We start from the raw sequence: 22,434 nt of genomic DNA, 5'->3' as shown, positions 1-22,434 counted from the left end.
CGTTTCATGAAGCATGCTTTTCCGCTGCTGACTGCAGCCCTGCTTACCGCCTGTGGTGGCCAGCCCCCAGCCACAGAAGTCAGCCAACAAGCCCAACAGGGTCACCAGCTGACCTACCCAATTACCCGAACCAGCGATGTGGTCGATAGCTATTTTGGCCGTGAGATTGCCGATCCCTACCGCTGGCTGGAAGATGATCGCAGCGAGGAAACCGCAGCCTGGGTCCAGGCGCAAAATGAACTGACCTTCTCATTTTTAGAGCAGATCCCATACCGGGACACCATTCGCACCCGGCTGCAAGAGGCCTGGAATTTTGAACGGCTGGGCGCTCCTTTTACCGAAGGGGACTACAGCTACTTCTTCCGCAACGATGGTTTGCAAAACCAGTTTGTGCTGTACCGGCAACGCGGTGATAACGAGCCGGAAGTCTTTTTGGATCCCAACACTTTCAGTGCCGATGGCACCACTTCGCTGGCAACCATCCGCTTTTCCCGCGATGGCAGCCTGGCGGCCTACGCCATCTCCGAAGGGGGCAGCGACTGGCGGAAAATTATTGTCATTGATACCGAAACCGGTGAGCAGATCGGCGATGTGCTGACCGATATCAAATTCAGCGGCATCAGCTGGCTGGGCAACGAAGGTTTCTTCTATTCCAGTTACGACAAACCAGACGGCAGCGCCTTATCGGCCATGACCGACCAACACAAACTGTACTACCACAAGCTAGGCACCCCTCAGTCCGAGGATCGTGTCGTCTTTGGTGCCAAACCCGGCGAAGAGCACCGCTATGTTGGCGCTGCTGTCACGGAGGATGATCGTTACTTGCTGGTATCGGCGGCGGTATCCACCTCGGGCAACAAGCTGTTTATCAAAGATTTGACGCAAGCGGACGCTGGCTTTACCGCCATAGTCGACAGCACAGCGCACGATGTGAATTTCTTAACGTCCGAAGGCGACACCCTGTTTCTGGTGACCAACCGCGATGCCCCCAACCGCCGGGTGGTGGTTGCCAATGCGGCCAAGCCACAGCCGGAGCATTGGCAGGATCTGATCCCGGAAACCGAGCATGTACTGCGTGCCAGCACCGGCGCAGGCTTTTTGTTTGCCAACTACATTGTCGATGCAGTGGCCAAGGTTAAGCAGTTTGATAAAGAAGGCCAACTGGTTCGTCAAATCGAGCTGCCAGGTGTTGGCAGTGCCGGCGGCTTCAGTGGCAAAGCCGATGCAGAGCATCTCTACTTCAGTTTTACCAATTACATTACTCCGGGCAGCATCTATCAATTGGATCCAATGACCGGCGAAACCGAACTCTATAATCAGCCTGAGACCGGTTTCGACCCAGCCAACTACACCTCAGAGCAGGTGTTCTACACCTCGAAAGATGGTACCCGGATCCCAATGATCATCAGCTACCGCAGCGATATTGAGCTGGACGGCAGCAACCCAACCATTCTGTATGGTTACGGTGGCTTCAACGTCAGCTTAACGCCATCCTTTAGTGTTTCCAATGCGCTCTGGATGGACATGGGTGGCATCTATGCTGTGGCCAATATCCGCGGTGGTGGTGAGTACGGCAAAGCCTGGCACGACGCCGGCCGGCAGAAAAACCGCCAGAATGTGTTCGACGACTTTATTGCCGCCGCCGAATACCTGATTGAGCACAACTACACCCACAGCGATAAACTCGCCATTCGTGGCGGCTCTAATGGGGGGTTGCTGGTGGCTGCTGTCTCTACCCAGCGTCCGGATCTGTTCCGCGCTGCCATTCCTGCAGTCGGGGTGCTGGACATGCTACGCTACCACACCTTCACGGCAGGTGCCGGCTGGGCTTACGATTACGGCACCGCCGATCAAAGCGAAGCCATGTTTGAGTACCTGCTTGGCTATTCACCGGTGCACAATGTTCGTGAAGGCGTCAACCACCCGGCCACTTTGGTCACCACGGCCGATCACGACGACCGTGTGGTCCCGGCGCACTCTTTCAAGTACGTGGCCGAGCTGCAGGCCAAAGATGGTGGCGCGCACCCTCAGCTAATCCGCATTGATGTCAATGCCGGTCATGGTGCCGGCATGCCGGTGTCGATGATCATTGATCAGGCCGCCGACGTCTTTGCCTTTATCCTGCACACCATGGGTTATCAGGAGCTGCCACGGCAGTAACAGATAGCAAGGCTGACTCAACACAAACGGCGTCTTCGGACGCCGTTTTTAATTTAGATGCGATGCTAACCAGTCGGTTAAAGCGTCAACAGGCATCGGCCTGGCAATGCCGTATCCCTGACCATAGCGGTAGCCAATTTCAAGCAATTTTGCGATATGGGCTGGGGTTTCGACGCCTTCGGCAATGGTATTAAGCGAAAAGCTGGCGGCAAGCAAGCCAACCCCTTGCAAAATAGCCAAATCCTCGGGATCGGTTAAAATATCACGGACAAAGCTTTGATCCAGCTTCAAGGTGCTGATGGGTAGACGCTTTAAGTAGCTTAGAGAAGAGTAACCGGTACCAAAATCATCCAACGAAAATGATACACCAAGCCGAGTGCAGGCCAGCATGGTTTGCGAGGCATGCTGAAAATCATGCAGCGCACTGGTTTCGACAATTTCAAGCTCAAGTAATTTGAGCGGAACATCTGGAAACTCGGCAGCTAGCACCTCCAGCCTTTCAGCAAAGTCGACTTGCTGCAAGTGATTGGCCGCAATATTCACCGATATCGGCAGCTCAATTCCCTGCTGCTGCCAGGCAGCCAACTGCAGAAAAGCTTGCCGCAACACCCATTGCCCGACTTTAATGCCCAAAGCATGCTGCTCAATAATGGGTAAAAAACTGGCGGGAGCTAACAAGCCCTGCTCAGGGTGCTGCCAACGGATCAGCGCTTCAACCCCTATACACTGCTCGGTCTGTAAATCCGTTTTGGGCTGATAAAACAACACAAACTGCTGCTCCTCTAAGCCCAACTCTATGGCCTGCAAACGTTGATGCATGTCTCTGGCATGCAAATCGGCCACGATATCAAAATAATGAATGCAATTTTTACCGGCTTGCTTGGCCAAATACATGGCTTGATCGGCTTGTCGCAGCAACTGTTCAGATTCAACTGCAGGTTGCTGCGGATAAACGCTCACCCCAATACTGGCCGATAGCTGGCTGCAAATGCTGTCGACCTGGACCGGATAGGCCAAGGCAGCCAAGACGTCTTGCAGCACAGCATCGGCGTCCTCCACCTGCGTTAACCCAGGCAGCATCAGCACAAACTCATCGCCACTGAGTCGCGATAGACAGTTGCGTTCAGACAACCGATGCTGCAAGCGCCGGCTTAAAGCGACCAACACCCGGTCTCCATATGGGTGACCGTATTGATCGTTGACGGTCTTAAAGCCATCCAGATCGATAAAGGCGACAACCAGGAACTGTTGTCCAGACTCAGCCTGCTGCATCGCCTGTTGCAATTTTTCGGCAAACAAAAACCGATTGGGCAACCCAGTCAAGGGATCGAAATGCGCCAACTGCTGTAAATGTTGTTTGACTTGCTGGCGATTTTTTTCCAGCTGAGCCAGCCGATGCTGGGTGTGGCTAAGCCAGCCCACCACGGTATCCACCTGCTGCTCAGGCATCTCAGTTGGCTCAGAAAAACGGCCTTGTCCCAATTGCTCGATACGCCGGTACAAATCGCCGATTGAAGTACCTAAAATCGCCGACTCCAACTGCTTAAAACGCCACAACAGCCACAGCAACATCATGCCAAGCACGATAAACAACAGCAACATGAGTCTTGCCTGGCGCTCAGCTTTATGAACTGCAGCATCTGTTCGTTGCCGCATTTGACTGTATAACTGATCGATTGGCTGCATAATGCCTGCTTTGGCTTGATGGTACTCTGGACCGTGCAGCATGGCTAAGGCCTGCTCTCGTAACTCAGGGTCGCCCGTTTCTACCAAGCGCATCGCCTTCTCTTCGAGTAGCACCAGCTCATCAGACGCATCCTTGGCCGCAACCAATTGTGAAAGCTCATACTCGGTAAAACCTGCTGCGCGCATCAGATCCAATAGCGCTATGGCGTTTTCGGGTGGGCGCGGCCGATTGCCGGCTTCATCCACCAGGTCCCAGTAGATATGATGGTAATCGATAGGCCTGGCCATTTCGCCATCACGGATGGCCAAAATTTCATCAAAGTATTGTCGGTAGCGTTGGTCACCAGTTACCGCATAGGTGCGTACCATACGGGTTAAATCATCGGAAGATTGACGAAGCTCGTCGGCCAGCAGGAAGGATTGCAAACGTTGATGATGAGCGCGCTCGATGTCTCGGCCTGCATTAACATAGAGCCAAAAACTAATCACAAACAAAATGAAAACCAGCAAGGTCCACAGCAACCGAGCATCCAGCTGGTTCAACAAAGGTTTTTTTGGCCGCAATTGTTACCTCAACAACCTGAAGTGAACGAAGGCATTTATTGATGATAGTACCACAGTAGTCAACAGATCGATCAGCTCAGCAATACTTTAAACCCCTGCCAAAGCTTGATCGGCACCCTGGTTTGCGGCATGCTCCGCAGCCATTACAAACGGAGCATCCTTATGGCCTACCTTTGGACAATCACGGCTCTTTGGGCCTTTTCTTTTTCGTTAATTGGTGTCTATCTGGCCGGTCAGGTCGACAGCTACTTTGCCGTCCTCAGCCGGGTGCTGTTGGCTGCGCTGGTGTTTTTGCCCTGGCTGCTGCGTCACCCACTGCCCGCTCGTTTGGCGCTGCAACTGATGGCAATAGGCGCCATTCAACTGGGCCTGATGTATCTGTTTTACTACCAATCCTTTTTGCTGCTGACCGTACCTGAGGTACTGATCTTTACCATCTTTACCCCGGTTTACATCACGCTGCTGCACGATCTTCTGGCCCGGCGCTTTCATCGCCGTTATCTGCTCTGTGCTCTGCTGGCGGTGCTGGGTGCTGCTTTGATGCGTTGGGATCAGCTCAGTGGCGACTTTTGGCTTGGCTTTTTGGTGGTGCAAGGAGCCAATCTCTGTTTTGCCAGCGGCCAAGTGCTGTACAAATACCTGCTGGCGCACTGGCCAGAGCCCGAGCCACCACGGCAACACTGCATCTTTGGTTGGTTCTTCGTCGGCGCGCTCGTGGTCGCGCTGCCGAGCTGGTGGCTGCTGGGTGGCCCACAGTACCCGACTCAGCCGCTGCAATGGGGGATCTTGCTCTGGCTCGGCCTGGTTGCTTCCGGCCTGGGGTATTACCTGTGGAATCTGGGGGCAACCCAGGTCAGCAGCGGCCAACTGGCCACCATGAACAACGCCCTGATCCCGGCGGGCTTGTTGGTCAATGTTCTGATCTGGAACCGCGATACCGACTTAGTACGCCTGGGCGCCGGAGCCGCCCTGCTGTTGGTTGCGCTTTGGCTGACTGGCAAACAGCAGCAGACTTGAATGCCTGGTGTCGTGCTATCGGTGCGGGCTAAAGGAGTGAGAGATTACTGCCTATCTTGCCTATACCAAGGTTTACGGTTTTTGATGCATGACCGCACGAATAAAGCGTGTGTCTTTCAAATTGCCCGATACTTTCCCATCTTTGTCAACCACAGTAACTGCGAACTGAACGGCAGAAAAAAACCGGCCCTTGCGGAGCCGGTTTTTGGGAGGTTGTTTAAGCCTTATTGGCTTAAAACTCTCGGCGGTTTTGCAGCGCAGCGATGCGTTTTTCCAGCGGTGGGTGCGACATAAAGAGCTCAGACTTCTTGCCGCCGCCAGCGATACCGAAAGCGGCCATGCTGCCTTCCAGCCGGCTTTCGTGATTGTGTTGCAGCCGCTGCAAAGCAGCGATCATTTTATTGGGACCTTCCAAGCGAGCGGCACCGGCATCGGCGCGGTATTCACGCTGGCGCGAGAACCACATCACGATGATGCTGGCCAGCACACCAAACAGCATTTCCAGCGCTATCACAATGCCGAAGTACGCCATGGTGCCCAGCTGTTGGTTGTTCTGCCGTATAGCACCGGCAATCAAACGCGCCAGGAAAATAACAAAGGTATTGACCACCCCCTGGATCAGGGTCAGTGTCACCATGTCGCCATTGGCGATGTGCGATACCTCGTGCGCCAATACAGCTTCGACTTCGTCTTCACGCATATTGCGCAGCAAGCCGGTAGAGACAGCGACCAGAGATTCGTTGCGATTCATGCCGGTGGCAAAGGCGTTCATTTCCGGCGAGTCGTAAATAGCCACTTCCGGCATGCCGATGCCTGCCTGACGCGCCTGACGGGCGACGGTGTCCACCAGCCATTTCTCAGTAGCGTTGCGCGGCTGTTCAATCACCACCGCACCGGTGGAGCGCTTGGCCATCCATTTGGACATTGCCAGCGAGATAAAAGAACCACCAAAACCAAAGATGGCCGCAAACACCAGCAAACCGCCAATGCTGCCGCGATCAATGCCGAAGAAGGTAAAAATAATACTCAGTGCAATACTCAGCACCACCAGCACAGCCAGGTTGGTCGCTAAAAACAACAGCACTCTTTTCATGGTGAACCTCTTTTAAAAATCAACTGTCCTTAATATAAGGCTAGCATCTGAATTTTCAATGAATACGCGATGAAAAGCGCGCTGAAAGAGTGTAAGCAAAGTTGTCAGCGGGTAATTGCTTTCGTACACTTGCTTCCTCTTTAATCACAACCTGCCCCCAATTCGACCCACGGAGATATGATGCAGCTTTTAGCCCTGAGCAGTTCCAAAGTGAATAACAGCGATTATCTGGTGCCTTACCTGCCCTGGATTAAGCAGCATCTTAGCGGCTGTTCGCGCTTGCTGTTTGTCCCTTATGCCGGGGTGAGTGTCGACTTTGATGCCTATCAGGCCAAGGTCGTTGAGGCATTAGCCCCCCTTGGTATTGCAGTCGATAGCCTGCATCGGTTTGACAACCCGGCCAACGCCATCGAGCAAGCCGAGGCGATTCTGGTGGGTGGCGGCAATACCTTTGCACTGCTTAAGCGGCTGCAGCAATTGAATTTACTGGCGCTGATCAAAAAACGCGTAACCGAAGGACTGCCTTACATCGGCTGGAGTGCCGGGGCCAACCTGACCGGCTTAAGCATCCGTACCACCAACGATATGCCGATTGTGCAGCCGGAGTCCTTTGACGCTCTGGGCCTGCTGCCGTTTCAGCTGAACCCGCATTACACCGATCAGCACCCGGCCGATTTTCATGGCGAAACCCGCGATATGCGCCTGGCCGAATTTATGGTGTTAGAGCCTGAGATGCCGATCATTGCTTTACCGGAAGGCAGTGCCTTGCTGCGCCAGGGGGAACAGCTCACTGTGCTCGGCGAGTCGGGCGCTTATCGGTTTATAGGCGGCACTAAATCCCAGCTGACAGCAGGCAGCGAGCTATCGGCGTTACTACAGCTTTAGTGCATTCAGCAAAGCGCCAGCCAGTTGCTGCTGCAGCAACGAGCTGGCCCCTTCGGGCTGGTGCGGCACGATGCCAAGGCATGGCGCTGGGATGCGCTGCTGCAAATCGGCAATGTTTTCCTGTTGCAGCTGCATTGTCGGATCGACGCCATTGGCAACCCAGCCGAGCAAGCGCAGGCCAGAGCGTTCAATTTCGCGTACTGTCAGCATGGCGTGGTTCAAACAGCCCAGCTTCATCCCCACCACCAACAGCACCGGCAATTGCTGCTCAGCCACCCAATCGGCCAGATAGCGGCTGGCCGATAATGGCAGCAACCAGCCACCGGCCCCTTCAACCAACACCAAATCGGCTTGTTGCTTTAATGCACGAAGCTGCTGGCTCAGCACCTCTTCATCCAATGGCTGCTGCTCGATGGCAGCGGCAAGATGCGGCGCTACCGCCGCTTGCAGCAAGATGGGATTGATGGCCGCGTAGTCCAGTGGCACCGAGCTGGCTGCCTGCAGCGCCAGTGCATCCGGGTTTTGCCCGGTGCCATCCACTCCGGCTGCGATTGGTTTAGCTCCAATGGTTCGAAAGCCTGCTTGGTGTAGCCCCTGCAGCAAAGCGCGGCTAACGTAGGTTTTACCAGCATCGGTATCGGTGCCAGTGACAAAAAAGGCGTTCATGCTTTGACTCCAACCAAATAAGCCAGCTGGTAACTGGCGACGATGCCATTGGGAGCAGCTCGATTGGCTGTCTCAGGGCAAGGATACGCCTGTTGCAATTGCTGCCAGTAGCGGCGGCCGGTTAAACCCCGCCCAGACTCTGCGTCTGCAGCCAGCACATAATTGGCGCCCAGCGATTTTAGCTCACGCGCCAGCGCCAGCACATCCGGATAAGGCAACTGCACAGACTCGGTGCGAAGCTGCCACTGCATGGCTGGTGCTCCCTGCTGCATGGCACTGAGCAGCACATCGGCGCTTAAGAAAGCATTGACATGCACCGGCAGACCAGCGGCTAAAAAAGCCTGCCGCAACTCGGCCAGAGTGCCGTGCAGCAAGCTGGTAATCACCGCCTGGCCGCCTGGTCGTAACAGCCGTTGCAACTCGGAAGCGACCTCTGCCGGCCTTGGGCACCACTGCAGCATTAAATTGGAAAACACCGCATCCAGACTCCGAGCCGGCAAAGGCAACGCAGCAGCATCGGCTTGCAGGTACTGACTGGCCAGCCCAAGCTGCCTGGCCTGCTGCAGCATGCCGGCACTCAAGTCTGCAGCCAGCAAGGTCTGGCACTGGCTAGCCAGCTCTGGATGCAGCCAGGCCGGGCCACAGCCCAGATCCAACAACTGGTTACGCGGAACCGGTTTCAGCAGCTTCAGTGCCGCGTAACCGCTGTGACGTTGCAAGCGGGCGGCCGATTCGTAACTCTGACTGGCTTTGCCAAAATGCGCGGCAATGGCCGGAGCATGCCCAGCCATCAATGCGTCCCCCGATAAGCCTGACCAAGTGCCTGCACCAACTGCCGGATCTGAGCCGGCTGATGGGCGGCACTTAAGGTAATGCGAAGACGGGCACTGCCCGGAGCCACCGTTGGCGGTCGGATTGCCCCCAACCAAATCCCCTGTTGCTTTAGGGCATCGCTGATGGCCAGCGCCTGGCTGGTATCGCCAATCAGCACAGGTTGAATAGCGGAATCCGATGCCAGCATTGGCAGCTCCTCAGCCTTGGCCAGTTGCTGCAACAACTGAATATGAGCGGCCAGCCGCTCCCGGCGCCAGCTTTGTTGACGGCACAGCAAAACGGCTTCACGAAGTGCCACGCAAAGCGCCGGTGACAGCGCCGTACTGTAGATGTAATGACGACCATACTGACGCAGGTAATCAATGACGGTAGCAGAGCCGGCAACAAAACCACCTGAGCCACCCAGTGCCTTGCCAAAGTTGCCCATACAGGCTTGCAACGAGGCGGGCGTCAGCCCTTGTTGCTGCCAGCTGCCCCTCCCTTCGCTGCCTAGCACGCCCAGGCCGTGGGCATCGTCCAACAGCAAAGGCGCAGCATGCCTCTGACACAGGGCACTCAGCGCTGCCAAGTCCGGACTGTCGCCATCCATACTAAAGACCCCTTCGGTCACCACCACCGCCTTGGCAGGTAGGGTTTGTGCCAGCAGTTTGTCAAGCGAGCTCAGGTCGTTGTGCAAAAAGCGTTTAAAGCCGCCAGCATGGTGTTTGGCAGCATCAATCAGCGAGGCGTGGCTCAGTTTATCCAGCAGCAACCGCTCCTCGCTGGCAGCCAGGGTTTGCAGCATGCATTGATTGGCGGCAAAGCCAGAGGAAAACAGCAGCACATCGTCAAAGCCCAGCCAGTCACAGAGCGCATCGCACAACGCCTGGTGTGGGTACTGATGCCCGGTCACCAAAGGTGAGCCGGTACTGCCCAGGCCATAGCGGCTGGCACCGTCGCACAACGCCTTCAGCACGACCGGCTCCTGTGACAAACCAAGGTAATCGTTGCCGGAAAAATTCAGGTAATCCTTGCCGCCCCCTCGCAGCAGGCCTGCCGTCAGTGGCTGCAAAGGGGCTTGATTGCGATGCAGTTGCAGCTGACGTCGCTCCTGCAGCGCCAGCTGCATGCGGGTCTGATCCATCGGCGTTAACCGGCGGCGTGATACAGCGGCGCTTGCTGCTGCTCTTTGATGGCATCGGCCAGCGCCAGCGCATGGGCTTCGTCCGATACATCCTGACGCTGCTCCGGGCGGATCCCGAGCTTGGCAAACAGTTGCATATCGGCATCGGCTTCCGGGTTGTCGGTGGTCAGTAACTTATCACCGTAGAAAATCGAGTTGGCGCCGGCCATAAAGCACAAGGCCTGCATTTGCTCGTTCATCCGGCTGCGACCGGCCGATAAGCGCACATGGCTGGCCGGCATCAGAATACGAGCCACGGCAATGGCACGGATAAAATCAAAAGCATCCATGTCGTCGACGTTTTCCAGCGGCGTGCCCTGCACTTTTACCAACATATTGATAGGCACACTTTCCGGGTGCTCCGGCAAGTTGGCCAGCTGCATCAGCAAGGCTGAGCGATCATTGGCCGACTCCCCCATCCCCAGGATGCCACCGCAGCAGACTTTCATGCCGGCATCACGCACGTGTTGCAGCGTATCCAACCGATCCTGATAAGTACGGGTGGTAATAATTTCGCCGTAAAATTCCGGTGAGGTATCCAGGTTGTGGTTGTAGTAATCCAGACCGGCAGAGGCCAGGCTTTGCGCCTGCTCCGGGTCAATCATGCCGAGCGTCATGCAGGTTTCCAGACCCATGGCTTTAACGCCCCGCACCATTTCAATCAGGTACGGCATATCACGCTGCTTGGGGTTGCTCCAGGCTGCGCCCATGCAAAAGCGGGTGGCCCCCTTCTCTTTAGCGGCCTGGGCCTGACGCAACACCTTCTCGACTTCCAGCAGGCGTTCGCGCTCCAGGCCGGTGTTGTAGTGCCCACTTTGCGGGCAGTACTTGCAGTCTTCGGCGCAAGCGCCGGTTTTGATCGACAGCAAAGTACTGACCTGCACCTCGTTCGGGGTAAAGTGCTGACGATGCACCGTCTGGGCCTGAAATAATAAGTCGTTGAATGGCAGTGCGAAAAGCGCGTTGACTTCGGCTAGGCTCCAGTCGTGACGGATGGCTGCTGGCATGAGGTTCCCCATTTGGATTGTGGTTCGGGTTATTTTTCGCTAGTCTAGCCGCCAACCCCAACTTGTCAATCTGATTCACCGACATAACTTTACTGATGGTTACTTTATGAGCATTGATTTGGCCTTTGACCGTGAGCACATCTGGCACCCTTACACTTCGATGCAGGATCCTTTGCCGGTGTATCCGGTGGTGGCCGCTGAAGGCTGTGAATTGATCCTGGATAATGGTCAGCGGCTGGTCGATGGCACAGCGTCCTGGTGGTCGGCGGTGCATGGCTACCGTCATCCGGTGCTGGATCAGGCCATTCAACAGCAACTGGGCCAGATGGCGCACGTGATGTTTGGCGGCATTACTCACCCGCCGGCCATCAGCTTGTGCCAACAGCTGGTCGCCATGACTCCGGCTCCACTTCGCAAAGTTTTCCTGGCCGACAGCGGCTCCATCGCGGTCGAAGTCGCGCTTAAAATGGCACTGCAATACTGGCAAGGCCTTGGTCACAGCGGCAAAACCGAACTGATCAGTCTGCGCAAGGGTTACCATGGCGATACCTTTGCCGCCATGGCGGTGTGCGATCCGGTGGACAGCATGCACAGTATGTTCAGCAAGTTACTGCCGCAGCACCACTTTTTACCGGCACCGGAAAGCCCTTACCACCAGGATTTTCGACCCGAGAGCCTGCAACCACTTCGACAATTGCTGCAGCAGCGGCATTCGTATATCGCTGCTCTGATCGTCGAGCCTCTGGTGCAAGGCTATGGCGGCATGCGCTTTTATCATCCCGACTATCTGGCCGGCTGCCGCGCTCTGTGCGATGAGTTTGATGTGCTGCTGATTGCCGATGAAATTGCCACCGGCTTTGGCCGTACCGGCAGCCTCTTTGCCTGTGAGCAAGCCAGGATCAGCCCGGATATCCTTTGTCTGGGCAAAGCCCTGACCGGCGGTTACATGACGATGGCGGCCACCCTCTGTACCGATCAGGTGGCGTTTGGCGTGAGCCAAAGTGAAGCCGGCGGTCTGATGCATGGCCCTACCTTTATGGCCAACCCGCTGGCTTGCGCAGTGGCCAACGCCAGCCTGACATTGATTCAGGCCGGTGATTGGCAACAACAGGTCCCGGCCATTGAAGCGCAGCTAAAAGCCGAGCTGGCTCCCTGCCAGGCCTCGCCTGAGGTGAAAGAAGTCCGGGTACTGGGCGCGATTGGGGTGCTGGAGATGCATCAGCAGGTCGATGTGGCAAAGCTGCAACAGCATTTTGTCAACGACGGGGTTTGGATCCGGCCTTTTAACCGGCTGATCTATCTAATGCCGCCCTTTATCATCAGCGCAGCACAGCTCTGCAAGCTCTGTGCCTCAATGCGCCGCGCCGTTGGGGTCTGAGCCGTTATCGACCGATGTTACAGGCGAAGCAAGTAGAGCCCTAAAGCAATGGATGCCAGCAGCAACAGCACCAGATTAAAATGCAGCCGGTCGCTTTTTCGCCTAAGCCGCAGCCGGTTTAACAACAAGCTGATGGCGCTAAGCGCTGCGGTGGCATAGAGGATCCACTGCAGCCAGTTGGTTAATAACGGATGCCAGTCGTCACGGATCTCCAGCTCCCAGTAACGCACCAGGCCGGTATCCATTTCCGGCCGGGCAAAATGCACCAGCAACAAGGCCAGAATAAAACACAGCCAGGCCAAAATCGCCAGCCAGCCAAACAAGCGTCGTACCCAGTCCGGGCCACGGCGGCGATCATTTTTGTAAGCACCATGCTCTGTGGTCATATCGGCATTAAAAACCCAAGTTTTGCTTGTGTTCAGTCACTGCGTCAGTATCATTACATGTCTTGTTGTTTTGACCAAATTTAACCGCCAGGTTTCCAACTTTACACGGAGCTCTCAAGCATGTCCGATGCTGTGATTCATGATGTTTTAAGCGGTCGCTACGCTGTTGGCGATACCGTCACTGTCAAAGGCTGGGTTCGTACCAAACGCGATTCCAAAGCCGGTATTTCTTTTGTGGCTGTGCACGATGGCAGCTGCTTCGACGCCGTCCAGGCCGTGGTACCAGCCAATCTGGCCAATTACGACAGTGAAGTAAAACGTTTAACCACGGCGTGCTCGGTGATCGTCAGCGGCCAGATTGCCCGCTCGGAAGGCCAGGGCCAACAGTTTGAGATCCAGGCTAGCGCTGTGCAGGTGGTCGGTTGGGTTGAGAACCCCGATACCTACCCAATGGCGCCAAAACGCCACTCGATGGAGTACCTGCGCGAGTTCGCCCATCTGCGTCCACGCACCAACATTCACGGCGCAGTCACCCGGGTCCGCAACTGTTTAGCCCAGGCAGTCCACCGCTTTTTCCATCAGCGTGGCTTTTACTGGATCAGCACCCCCATCATCACCGGCTCAGATACCGAAGGGGCTGGCGAAATGTTCCGGGTTAGCACCCTGGATCTGGAGAACCTGCCTCGTACCGACGATGGAAAAGTAGATTACAGCCAGGACTTCTTCGATCGGGAAACCTTCCTGACGGTCTCCGGCCAGCTGAACGTGGAAACCTACTGCTGTGCTTTGTCGAAGGTCTATACCTTTGGCCCGACTTTTCGCGCCGAAAACTCCAACACCAGCCGCCATCTGGCGGAGTTCTGGATGATTGAACCGGAAGTCGCCTTTGCCGAGCTGGCCGATGTAGCCCAACTGGCTGAAGACATGCTGAAGTATGTCTTTAAAGCGGTGCTGGAAGAGCGGGCCGATGACATGGCCTTTTTTGCCGAGCGGGTCGATAAAGACGCCATCAATCGCCTGCAAAAGATGGTCGACTCCAGCTTTGTACGGATGGACTACACCGATGCGATTGCGATCCTGCAAAACTGCGGCAAAACCTTCAACTACCCGGTCGAATGGGGCATCGATTTGCAGTCCGAGCACGAGCGCTACCTGGCCGAAGAGCATGTGGGCGCGCCCATTATTTTGCAAAACTACCCGAAAGACATCAAAGCTTTCTACATGCGCTTGAACGAAGATGGCAAGACGGTGGCGGCGATGGACATTCTGGCACCCGGCATTGGTGAAATCATTGGTGGCAGTCAGCGTGAAGAGCGCCTCGACAAGCTGGATGAGCGGCTGGCAGCCATGGGCCTGAACAAAGACGATTACGGCTGGTACCGCGATCTACGCCGTTATGGCACCGTGCCTCACTCTGGCTTTGGTCTGGGTTTTGAGCGTCTGGTCAGCTATGTCACCGGCATGGGCAATGTGCGGGATGTGATCCCCTTCCCACGCACCCCTGGCAATGCCGATTTCTAATCGTCCTTGCAGACAAACAACAAGCCCCGCGATGCGGGGCTTGTTGTTTCTAGCCACACACTAGGGCGTGTTGACCTTTGCTGTTTAGATTTTGTTTGCTCTGGCGGCGCTTTGATCGCGAAACGAGGAGCGCAGTTTAGTGATTCTAAATAAGTGACGAGTGACAAAGAGCAGAGCGTCGCCAGACGAACCCTTCGGGCAGCGCTTGGCTGGCATTTCTACTGCGTTAAAGCTTGTTTCATGTAGAATAACTACACCTTACAACCTTTGCCTTGTATAAATACCAGCCAAGCAGCTGCAAAAACAAACAGCAAAGGTCAACACGCCCTAATTGTCAGAAATCTGAGAAAAAATCCGCCGGGTCCAGCTCCGCGCGGATACGAACCGGATTAACAGGTGTTCCCAGATACAAAAAGCCGACAATCTCATCGTCTTCGCCCAGCTCCAGCGATTGTTTGACAAACTCCATTTCCGCGTACATGCCAGTTCGCCAGATGGCGCCATAGCCCAGCGCAAAGGCGGCTTGCTGCATTGCCATCACGGAGCAGGCGGCCGATTGCACCTGTTCGTGCAGCGGGATCTTGGCGGTAGTGTTGCAACGGGCAATGCAGACAATCACCATCGGGGCCCGCAGCGGCAATTGCCGGGCACGCTCCAACAGCTCATTGGCAATGGAAGGATCGTCCTCGACGGCGGCTTCGGCAAAAATGTCGCCCAGCCGCTCCAGCGCAGCTTTGCCCTGGACAATGCTAAAGCGCCAGGGGCGCAAGCCACCATGATCCGGCACCCGTAAGGCCGCACGCTTAATTAAATCCAAGTCATCCCCAGCAGGTGCAGGCTCCATTAAACGGGGGCAAGACTGCCGTGTGGTCAATAAGGTGATCGCATCCATAGAAAAACCCTTTTCAGAGCGAAAGAAAACCGTGATAGAACGAACTGCTAGGCTAGCAGAAGTTGTGTGGCCTGCCTACGGCTTTTGTGCGGATTTGCGTGCAAGCGCTTGGCGAATGCTCAGACTGCTCAGTCCGCCAGCGCTGCCTGGTACATGGCCTCGTAAGCCTGACGCGCTTGCTGCCAGCTAAATTGCTGCGCCATGCCCCGTTGCTGCATCGCAGTCAGTTGCCTGGGCTGCCGATACAGCTCATCCGCTTGTTGCAAAGCCCCCAGCAGAGCCTCGGCGCAGGGCTCGTTAAAGTGAATGCCGGTACTGCCTTTTGCCGGGTATGGTACCACCGTATCCTTCAAGCCACCGGTGGCTCGGACAATGGGCACAGTACCGTAACGCAAGCTGTAGATTTGATTGAGGCCACAAGGTTCAAACAAAGACGGCATTAAAAAGTAGTCACCACCGGCTTCGATTTTGTGGGCCAGACTTTCATCAAAGCCCATCACAAAACTCATCTGTCCTTTAAAGCGGGCAGCCAGTTCAAACAAGGCCTGGGTGTAGCGCCGCTCGCCTGTGCCCATAATCAACAACTGCGATTCGGTCGTAGGCAACCATTGCTCCAGCGCCGGCAGCAAGTAATCAAAGCCTTTTTGGCCAGTGATGCGACTGACAGCGACAAAAAGTGGGACGGATTTCTCCGGCAATTGATGGTGTTGCCGCAACCAGGCCTTGCAGTCTGCTTTGCCGGTTAAATCCGGCCAATCGTAATGGGCCACCAGATGCCGGTCTTGCGCCGGGTGCCACAGGCTGTAATCGCAACCATTGAGAATGCCGCTAAAATCCGGCTGCCTGGACTGATACAAAGCCGCCAGCCCCATGCCGGAGGGCTCGGTCAAAAGCTCATCACGATAGCCCTGACTGACGGTATTGAGCTTGCTGGCACTTTCCACACCATGCTGCAGCAGGTTGACACCTGCCGGCTCTGGCGGCAGCTCCAACTGCGCCGCCCAATCCGGGTGAACCACTTCCTGATAAGCACCATTGTGAATGGTAAAGACAAAGCGGCTCTGCGCGAAAAAATCATCCTGCGCCTGCTCTTGCTGCAAATACACCCCAGCCAGAGCAGTTTGCCAATCGTGGCCATGGATAATGTCGGGACAAAAGTGCTGCTCACGGCACCAGGCAAGAGCGGCTTTGCAAAAAAAAGCAAAGCGCAGCGGGTTATCGCCATAGCCCTGGTCGCCATCGTCGTAAGGACGCAGTCGTTGAAAAAACTCGTGATGCTCCACCAGAGCAATGGCAACGCCGTCCAGTGTTAAATGCCGGACAGCACAGCCCAGGGTGCGCTCACCCAGTGTCAAATACACCGATTGCCAGGCCTCTGTTGGCGTCTCGTACAAGGACGCATAGCGCGGCAGCATCACCAGCACTTCATGGCCGGCTTCAACCAAGGCTTTGGTCAGGCCGCGGCAGGCATCGGCCAGGCCACCGGTTTTGATTAAACCTTCGTACTCACTGCACAACATCAAAATACGCATTGGAGCATGCTTTCCTTCAGACAGTTATTGATCAAACCCGACTCTGGAGCCTTTCGGGATCACAATGACGCCCCCGTCGGAGACATGAAATCGTTGCCGGTCCAGGCTGAGATCTTCACCTATTACGGTATTGGGAGCAATTTTTACATCTTTGTCGATAATGGCGCGCCGGATGCGGCAGCCACGTCCAATGTCGTTGTTGCCCATCAGCACGCATTTTTCGATGTACGAGTGGCTGTGGACGTGCACATTGTAGCCCAATATCGAGTGATACACGATGGAGCCACTGATGATGCAACCGGAGGATACCATCGAACTGATGGCCTGGCCGGTACGGTTGGCTTCATCATGCACAAACTTAGCCGGTGGCATCGGCGGTGTGTAGCTACGTAGTGGCCAGTAGCGGTTGTACAAATCGAAAGGCGGGATCACCGCAATCAGATCCATATTGGCTTCGTAGTAAGAGTCGAGGGTGCCGACATCGCGCCAGTAACCGCGCGAAATTTCCTGCTCGCCACGGATCACATTGCTCGAGAAGTCATACACATAGACATCACCGGCGGGAAACAGCTTCGGAATGATGTTCTTGCCAAAATCATGGCTGGAATCCACATCGGCCGCATCGGCTTCCAGGCTGTCAATCAGGCAGTCTTTTTCAAAAATGTAGTTACCCATCGAGGCCAGCACGTAATCGGGCCGACCCGGGATGGTTTTCGGATTGTTGCTGGGTTTCTCTTCAAAGCCGATCATCTTGCCGCTGCTATCGACTTCAATCACCCCAAAGTGATGCGCATCGGCGACCGGCACCGGAATGGCAGCGACCGTCATGCTGGCGTTGTTTTGACGGTGAAAATCCAGCATTTGCCGTACGTCCATTTTGTAGATGTGATCGCCACCGAAGATGCAAACCTGCTCCGGATCCAGACCGTGGATCAGGTGCAGGTTTTGATAGACGGCATCGGCCGTGCCCAGATACCAGTGTTTGCCGGTTTGCATTTGCGCCGGAATGGGATCGATAAAGCGGTTGGTCAGGCCGGACACCCGCCAGGCTCGTCCCAGATGCTTCATCAATGAATGGGATTTAAACTGAGTAATGACGAAAATCTGCAGAAAGTCCGAGTTAACAAAGTTATTCAACACAAAATCTATGATGCGATAATTGCCACCAAAAGGCACCGCTGGCTTGGCGCGGATCCCGGTTAAAGGCGCCAGACGAGTGCCCTCGCCTCCGGCTAAAATCATCGTTAATACACCTGACATACCGACTCCCTGTAACAAAGAAAAGAAAGCTTGCTGCAAATTCGTTTGCAAAGCTGAGGCCACAATGCAGTATAGACGCTGGCACTGCATACGTATGCGGTAATCTAGGCGGGCAGTATGTCAACAGCATGACAATTGCACCAAAACACAACAGCCGCCTCGCTCCAAGCGCACCAAAACAGTGCTTGATGCCCTCTTTGGGTACATTCAGGCTAGCAAAGCTTCAAGGGGCCGACAAGAGAGGAAAGCGTGAAAAACCACAAGGGCCTTGCTGCCAGGCAGCATGGCCCTCGTTAAATAGCAGGAGCTAAATGCGGGCGGCCAACTCTGCGCCCTGACGAATGGCGCGTTTGGCATCAAGCTCGGCGGCCACGTCAGCTCCACCGATCAAGTGCACCGGGATCCCAGCAGTTTCCAGACCAGATTGCAGCTCACGCAATGGCAACTGCCCGGCACAAACCACCACATTGTCGACTTGCAGACAACGCTCTTCGCCATCCATCTCAATCCAGAGACCATGGTCGTCTACTTTGCGGTACTGCACCCCGGCGATACTTTCCACACCTTTGCTTTTTAATGACGCCCGATGTGCCCAGCCCGAGGTTTTGCCAAGGCCAGCACCCACTTTGGTGCTTTTACGTTGCAGCAAGTAGATTTTGCGAGCCGCCGGTTCGGGGCGATGTTCCGGCAGCAAAGCGCCGCGAGCCTGATAGGCCTTATCCACGCCCCACTCTTTGAGCCAGGCTTCGGGCTGCAGCGTCAGGGAGTTGCTCTCGGTCAGGTACTCGGCGACATCAAAACCAATACCGCCGGCGCCGATAATGGCGACATTTTTGCCAACCGACTTGTGATCGCGCAGCACATCCAGATAGCTCAGCACCATCGGATGATCGATGCCGTCAATCTCAACCGGACGAGGGACAATACCGGTAGCCAGCACCACTTCGTCAAAGCCAGCCTGTTGCAACGACTCAACCGTTTGTTCGCTGTTTAGCCGAAGCTCAATATGGTGCAGCTCCAGCATGCGGCCAAAGTAGCGCAGCGTTTCGTAAAATTCTTCTTTGCCCGGGATCTGTTTGGCGTAATTGAATTGGCCTCCGATCTGATGCGACTTATCAAACAAGGTGACCTGATGACCACGCTGCGCCGCATAAACACTGAATGCCAGGCCGGCAGGCCCGGCACCGACCACCGCCAGTTTTTTCGGTTGAGAGGCCGCCTCAAAATTCAATTCGGTTTCATAACAGGCTCTCGGGTTGACCAAACAGCTGGCCCGTTTTTTCTGAAACACATGATCCAGACAGGCCTGATTGCAGGCAATGCAGGTATTGATTTCGTCGGCTTTGTTGGCCGCAGCCTTGTTGACAAAATCGGCATCGGCCAAAAAGGGCCGAGCCATGCAGATCATGTCGGCCTGACCGTGCGCCAGAATGTCTTCGGCCACCTGTGGCGTATTAATGCGGTTGGTGGCCATCACCGGAATGTCAATCTCCTTGCGCACCCGCTCGGTGATCCAGCTAAAAGCGGCTCGGGGCACCCGGGTGGTAATGGTCGGGATCCTTGCTTCGTGCCAGCCAATGCCGGTATTGATGATGGTCACGCCAGCTTCTTGCACCGCTTTGGCCAAAGCCACCACTTCCTCATAACTGTTGCCATCTTCAACCAGGTCCAGCATCGACAAGCGATAGACAATAATAAAGTCATCGCCACAGCGCTGCCGAACTGCCTGAATGGTTTCCAGCGGAAAGCGGATGCGGTTTTCAAAACTGCCACCCCAGTCGTCCTTGCGCTGATTGGTGCGCTGACAAATAAACTGATTGATGAGGTAGCCTTCAGAGCCCATGATTTCAACCCCATCGTAACCGGCCTTTTTCGCCAGCTCGGCGGCTTTGGCAAAATCAGTAATGGTGCCCTTAATCTGACGATTGGACATTTCCGAGGGGGTAAAAGGGGTGATCGGGGATTTTATTTTACTTGGTGCGACATTAAACGGATGATAGCCATAGCGACCGGCATGCAGCAGTTGCAGACAGATTTTTGCACCTTCCTGATGCACTGCAGCCGTGACTTGGCGGTGTTTTTTTAGCTGCCAGCCAAAGCTGAGCTGGCTGCCAAAAGGCACCAGGTTGCCACGAAAGTTTGGGCTGATGCCCCCGGTAATAATTAAGCCAACGCCTCCTTTGGCGCGCTCGGCATAAAAGGCGGCTAATTTCTCAAAACCGTTTTTTTCTTCTTCCAGCCCGGTGTGCATCGATCCCATCACCACCCGGTTGCGAAGCTGGGTAAAGCCCAAGTCCAATGGCTGCAATAAATGTTGGTAGGCCACATCGCCCTCTCTGGTCATACCTGTTACTCTATGGTGTTCAGAGTAGCTGGTTTGTTCGGGATGCGCAATATGTACATTTGCTTACAAATTGCATTTCGCATTGACGGCTAAATTCGCTAGCATAGAATGACCTCTTTCCAGTAGTCGTTGTTTAGGAATACGTATGTCAGCAGCCAACCCCGGACTTGTACGTCGCTTCTTTGGAGGCATTTGGCGTGGTTACAAAGTCTTTCGCTCACTGATCTTAAATACCTTGTTCATTCTGATAGTGCTGGTGGTGTTGATCAGCATTTTCAGCAGTAAGGATAAAGTTCAGGTTCCGCCAACAGCAGCCTTGTTGCTGAACTTACAAGGTGATCTGGTCGAAGAAAAACGTTTTGTCGACCCTTTCACCACCTTGCTCAATGAAAGTCTCGGTGCTCAGCCGGAAACACCGGAAGTCTTGGTCTCCGATGTGATTCGCGTGGTGCAACAGGCTACCACCGATGATCGTATTCAAGCCATGGTGTTGGACCTTTCCAGGCTTGGTCGGGCTTCGCTCGACAAGTTGCAGGCTGTCGGCGCTGAGCTGGAAAACTTCAAAGCTGCTGGCAAGAAAATTTACAGCCGTGGTACCTTTTTCGGCCAAAACCAGTATTTTTTGGCCAGCCATGCCGATGAAGTGCACCTGGACCCCTTAGGCGCAGTGCTGCTCGAAGGCTATGGCAGCTTCCCGATGTACTACAAAAGTGCGCTGGAAAAGCTCAAAGTAAACACTCACGTATTTCGGGTTGGTACCTACAAGTCTGCGGTTGAACCCTTTATGCGTGACGATATGTCGGAAGAGGCCAAGCAAGACACCTTGTTTTGGCTGAACGATCTGTGGGACAGCTACAAGGCCGAGGTGACAGAGCGCCGTGGTTTTGCTGCCGACAGCATTATCGAAACACGCGACGATTTTTACCAGGCATTGCAGCAACACGATGGCGATATGGCCGAAATGGCACTGGCACTGGGTCTGGTCGATCAGTTAACCACCCACCAAGCATTTCGTCAGAAGATGATCGAGCTGGTCGGTCAAAATGACAACCAGAGCTACAATTACATCAGTTTTGATGATTACCGCAGCCTGGTAGTACCCAGCCGTCAAATTGACAACCCACTGACGGACAAAGTCGCGGTGGTGGTGGCGCGCGGTATGATTGTCGATGGCACGGCCAGGGCCGGTACCATTGGCGGCGACAGTACAGCAGCCATGCTGCGCCGAGCCCGCAATGACGACAAAGTCAAAGCCGTGGTGCTCCGTATCGACAGTGGCGGTGGCAGCGCCTTCGCCTCGGAAATTATTGGCCGTGAGGTACAAGCTCTGCGTGAAGCCGGTAAGCCGGTCATTGCCTCGATGGGTGCTGTGGCAGCCTCTGGCGGTTACTGGATAGCTGCTCCGGCCACTGAAATTTGGGCCGCCCCAACCACCATCACTGGTTCCATTGGTATTTTCGGCTTGTTTCACAGCTTGGAAGACAGTTTCGGCGCTTTGGGCCTCAACGTCGATGGCGTCGGTACTACCGAGCTATCTGGCTTGAGCTCGGGCTTGCCTTTTTTCAAAGGTCTGCAACCGCGTGAAAAAGATATCTTCCAGTTGCTGATTGAACGTGGCTATCAGGATTTCCTTAGCATGGTCGGTGAGCACCGGGGCATGAGCATTGAGGACGTGGATCAGGTCGCTCAGGGCCGTGTCTTTACCGGTCAGCGAGCGCTGGAGTATGGCCTGGTCGACAACTTAGGCAGTTTTGAAGATGCCATAGCTGCAGCCGCCGAGCGCGCCGGTCTTACCAACTATGATGTCAAGGTCATCGGCCACCAGCTGAGCCCTTTCGAGCAGATGGTGGTGGATATCTTTGGTGGTGCCGCCAACCAAGGCTGGTTGCCACAATCGGTGGTAGGGGCTGAGCGTCAGGCACTTGGCCGCTTAACACAGCAGCTGCGTCATGACTTTGTGACTTTAAGCAACTTTAACGATCCGCAGGGCTTGTACGCTTTCTGTTTGCTCTGTCAAATCGACTGACAGCCGCTTGATCCTTCGCTA

General features: G+C 55.1%; 17 protein-coding genes. 6 read left to right on the top strand and 11 right to left on the bottom strand.

Features of this window, described 5'->3' with window-relative positions; all coding sequences use genetic code 11:
- Positions 1-6: 6 nt before the first annotated feature.
- On the top strand, positions 7-2,160 hold the full coding sequence (locus Q3O59_RS06140) for a prolyl oligopeptidase family serine peptidase (protein ID WP_305944733.1): 2,154 nt from the start codon (positions 7-9) through the stop codon (positions 2,158-2,160).
- A 48-nt stretch (positions 2,161-2,208) separates the two neighbouring features.
- Here Q3O59_RS06140 and Q3O59_RS06135 read toward each other — a convergent pair whose 3' ends face one another.
- On the bottom strand, positions 2,209-4,410 hold the full coding sequence (locus Q3O59_RS06135; protein WP_305944732.1) for a putative bifunctional diguanylate cyclase/phosphodiesterase: 2,202 nt from the start codon (positions 4,408-4,410) through the stop codon (positions 2,209-2,211).
- Positions 4,411-4,572: 162 nt separating this feature from the next.
- Here Q3O59_RS06135 and Q3O59_RS06130 point away from each other — a divergent pair, with 162 nt between their 5' ends.
- Positions 4,573-5,427 (top strand): EamA family transporter, encoded by an 855-nt coding sequence (locus Q3O59_RS06130; RefSeq protein ID WP_305944731.1) that lies wholly within the window; start codon positions 4,573-4,575, stop codon positions 5,425-5,427.
- A 232-nt stretch (positions 5,428-5,659) separates the two neighbouring features.
- Here the strand turns inward: Q3O59_RS06130 and htpX are convergent, their stop codons facing one another.
- The gene (htpX, locus tag Q3O59_RS06125; RefSeq protein ID WP_305944730.1) at positions 5,660-6,520 is read right to left on the bottom strand and encodes a protease HtpX; all 861 of its coding nucleotides are present in this window, start codon (positions 6,518-6,520) and stop codon (positions 5,660-5,662) included.
- 180 nt (positions 6,521-6,700) lie between these two features.
- Between htpX and pepE the strand changes: the two genes are divergently transcribed.
- Positions 6,701-7,405 (top strand): dipeptidase PepE, encoded by a 705-nt coding sequence (gene pepE / locus Q3O59_RS06120; protein ID WP_305944729.1) that lies wholly within the window; start codon positions 6,701-6,703, stop codon positions 7,403-7,405.
- On the opposite strand, the gene bioD is transcribed toward pepE, so the two are convergent.
- Genes bioD through bioB form a run of 4 tightly spaced genes read right to left on the bottom strand, consistent with a single transcriptional unit; the run spans position 7,394 to position 11,074 of the window.
- The gene (gene bioD / locus Q3O59_RS06115) at positions 7,394-8,071 is read right to left on the bottom strand and encodes a dethiobiotin synthase (RefSeq protein ID WP_305944728.1); all 678 of its coding nucleotides are present in this window, start codon (positions 8,069-8,071) and stop codon (positions 7,394-7,396) included. The two genes, pepE and bioD, sit on opposite strands and share 12 nt — an antisense overlap.
- Positions 8,068-8,862, bottom strand: a complete 795-nt coding sequence (locus tag Q3O59_RS06110; RefSeq protein ID WP_305944727.1) for a methyltransferase domain-containing protein — start codon at positions 8,860-8,862, stop codon at positions 8,068-8,070. The genes bioD and Q3O59_RS06110 overlap by 4 nt, the downstream gene beginning before the upstream one ends.
- Entirely contained in the window at positions 8,862-10,028 is a 1,167-nt protein-coding gene (locus Q3O59_RS06105) for an aminotransferase class I/II-fold pyridoxal phosphate-dependent enzyme (protein WP_305944726.1), read from the bottom strand. The genes Q3O59_RS06110 and Q3O59_RS06105 overlap by 1 nt, the downstream gene beginning before the upstream one ends.
- 5 nt (positions 10,029-10,033) lie before the next feature.
- Positions 10,034-11,074 (bottom strand): biotin synthase BioB, encoded by a 1,041-nt coding sequence (bioB, locus tag Q3O59_RS06100; protein WP_228589267.1) that lies wholly within the window; start codon positions 11,072-11,074, stop codon positions 10,034-10,036.
- A 106-nt stretch (positions 11,075-11,180) separates the two neighbouring features.
- Here bioB and bioA point away from each other — a divergent pair, with 106 nt between their 5' ends.
- Positions 11,181-12,452, top strand: a complete 1,272-nt coding sequence (bioA, locus tag Q3O59_RS06095) for an adenosylmethionine--8-amino-7-oxononanoate transaminase (RefSeq protein WP_305944725.1) — start codon at positions 11,181-11,183, stop codon at positions 12,450-12,452.
- Between the two features lie 17 nt (positions 12,453-12,469).
- Here the strand turns inward: bioA and Q3O59_RS06090 are convergent, their stop codons facing one another.
- Complete coding sequence (locus Q3O59_RS06090) at positions 12,470-12,838, bottom strand: hypothetical protein (RefSeq protein ID WP_305944724.1); 369 nt, start codon at positions 12,836-12,838, stop codon at positions 12,470-12,472.
- Between the two features lie 120 nt (positions 12,839-12,958).
- On the opposite strand from Q3O59_RS06090, the gene asnS reads away from it, so the two are divergent.
- Positions 12,959-14,359, top strand: a complete 1,401-nt coding sequence (gene asnS / locus Q3O59_RS06085) for an asparagine--tRNA ligase (protein ID WP_305944723.1) — start codon at positions 12,959-12,961, stop codon at positions 14,357-14,359.
- A 334-nt stretch (positions 14,360-14,693) separates the two neighbouring features.
- Here the strand turns inward: asnS and Q3O59_RS06080 are convergent, their stop codons facing one another.
- From Q3O59_RS06080 to Q3O59_RS06065, 4 genes are all read right to left on the bottom strand, one after another.
- On the bottom strand, positions 14,694-15,251 hold the full coding sequence (locus Q3O59_RS06080) for an NAD(P)H nitroreductase (RefSeq protein ID WP_305944722.1): 558 nt from the start codon (positions 15,249-15,251) through the stop codon (positions 14,694-14,696).
- A 128-nt stretch (positions 15,252-15,379) separates the two neighbouring features.
- A complete protein-coding gene (locus Q3O59_RS06075) occupies positions 15,380-16,783 on the bottom strand; it encodes a glycogen synthase (RefSeq protein WP_305944721.1) in 1,404 nt (467 codons plus the stop codon).
- A gap of 24 nt (positions 16,784-16,807) precedes the next feature.
- Positions 16,808-18,043: a glucose-1-phosphate adenylyltransferase gene (gene glgC, locus Q3O59_RS06070; RefSeq protein ID WP_305944720.1), complete on the bottom strand. Its 1,236-nt coding sequence runs from the start codon at positions 18,041-18,043 to the stop codon at positions 16,808-16,810.
- A gap of 307 nt (positions 18,044-18,350) precedes the next feature.
- Positions 18,351-20,387, bottom strand: coding sequence for an NADPH-dependent 2,4-dienoyl-CoA reductase (locus tag Q3O59_RS06065; protein WP_305944719.1), 2,037 nt, complete (start codon positions 20,385-20,387; stop codon positions 18,351-18,353).
- Positions 20,388-20,532: 145 nt separating this feature from the next.
- Between Q3O59_RS06065 and sppA the strand changes: the two genes are divergently transcribed.
- Entirely contained in the window at positions 20,533-22,413 is a 1,881-nt protein-coding gene (sppA, locus tag Q3O59_RS06060; protein ID WP_305944718.1) for a signal peptide peptidase SppA, read from the top strand.
- The last annotated feature ends 21 nt before the right edge of the window (positions 22,414-22,434 follow it).

Source organism: Alkalimonas delamerensis, from assembly GCF_030717955.1.
Taxonomy (GTDB): domain Bacteria; phylum Pseudomonadota; class Gammaproteobacteria; order Enterobacterales; family Alteromonadaceae; genus Alkalimonas; species Alkalimonas delamerensis.
The sequence above is the reverse complement of the archived record's forward strand: the minus strand, read 5'-3'. Positions and strand labels throughout refer to the sequence as shown.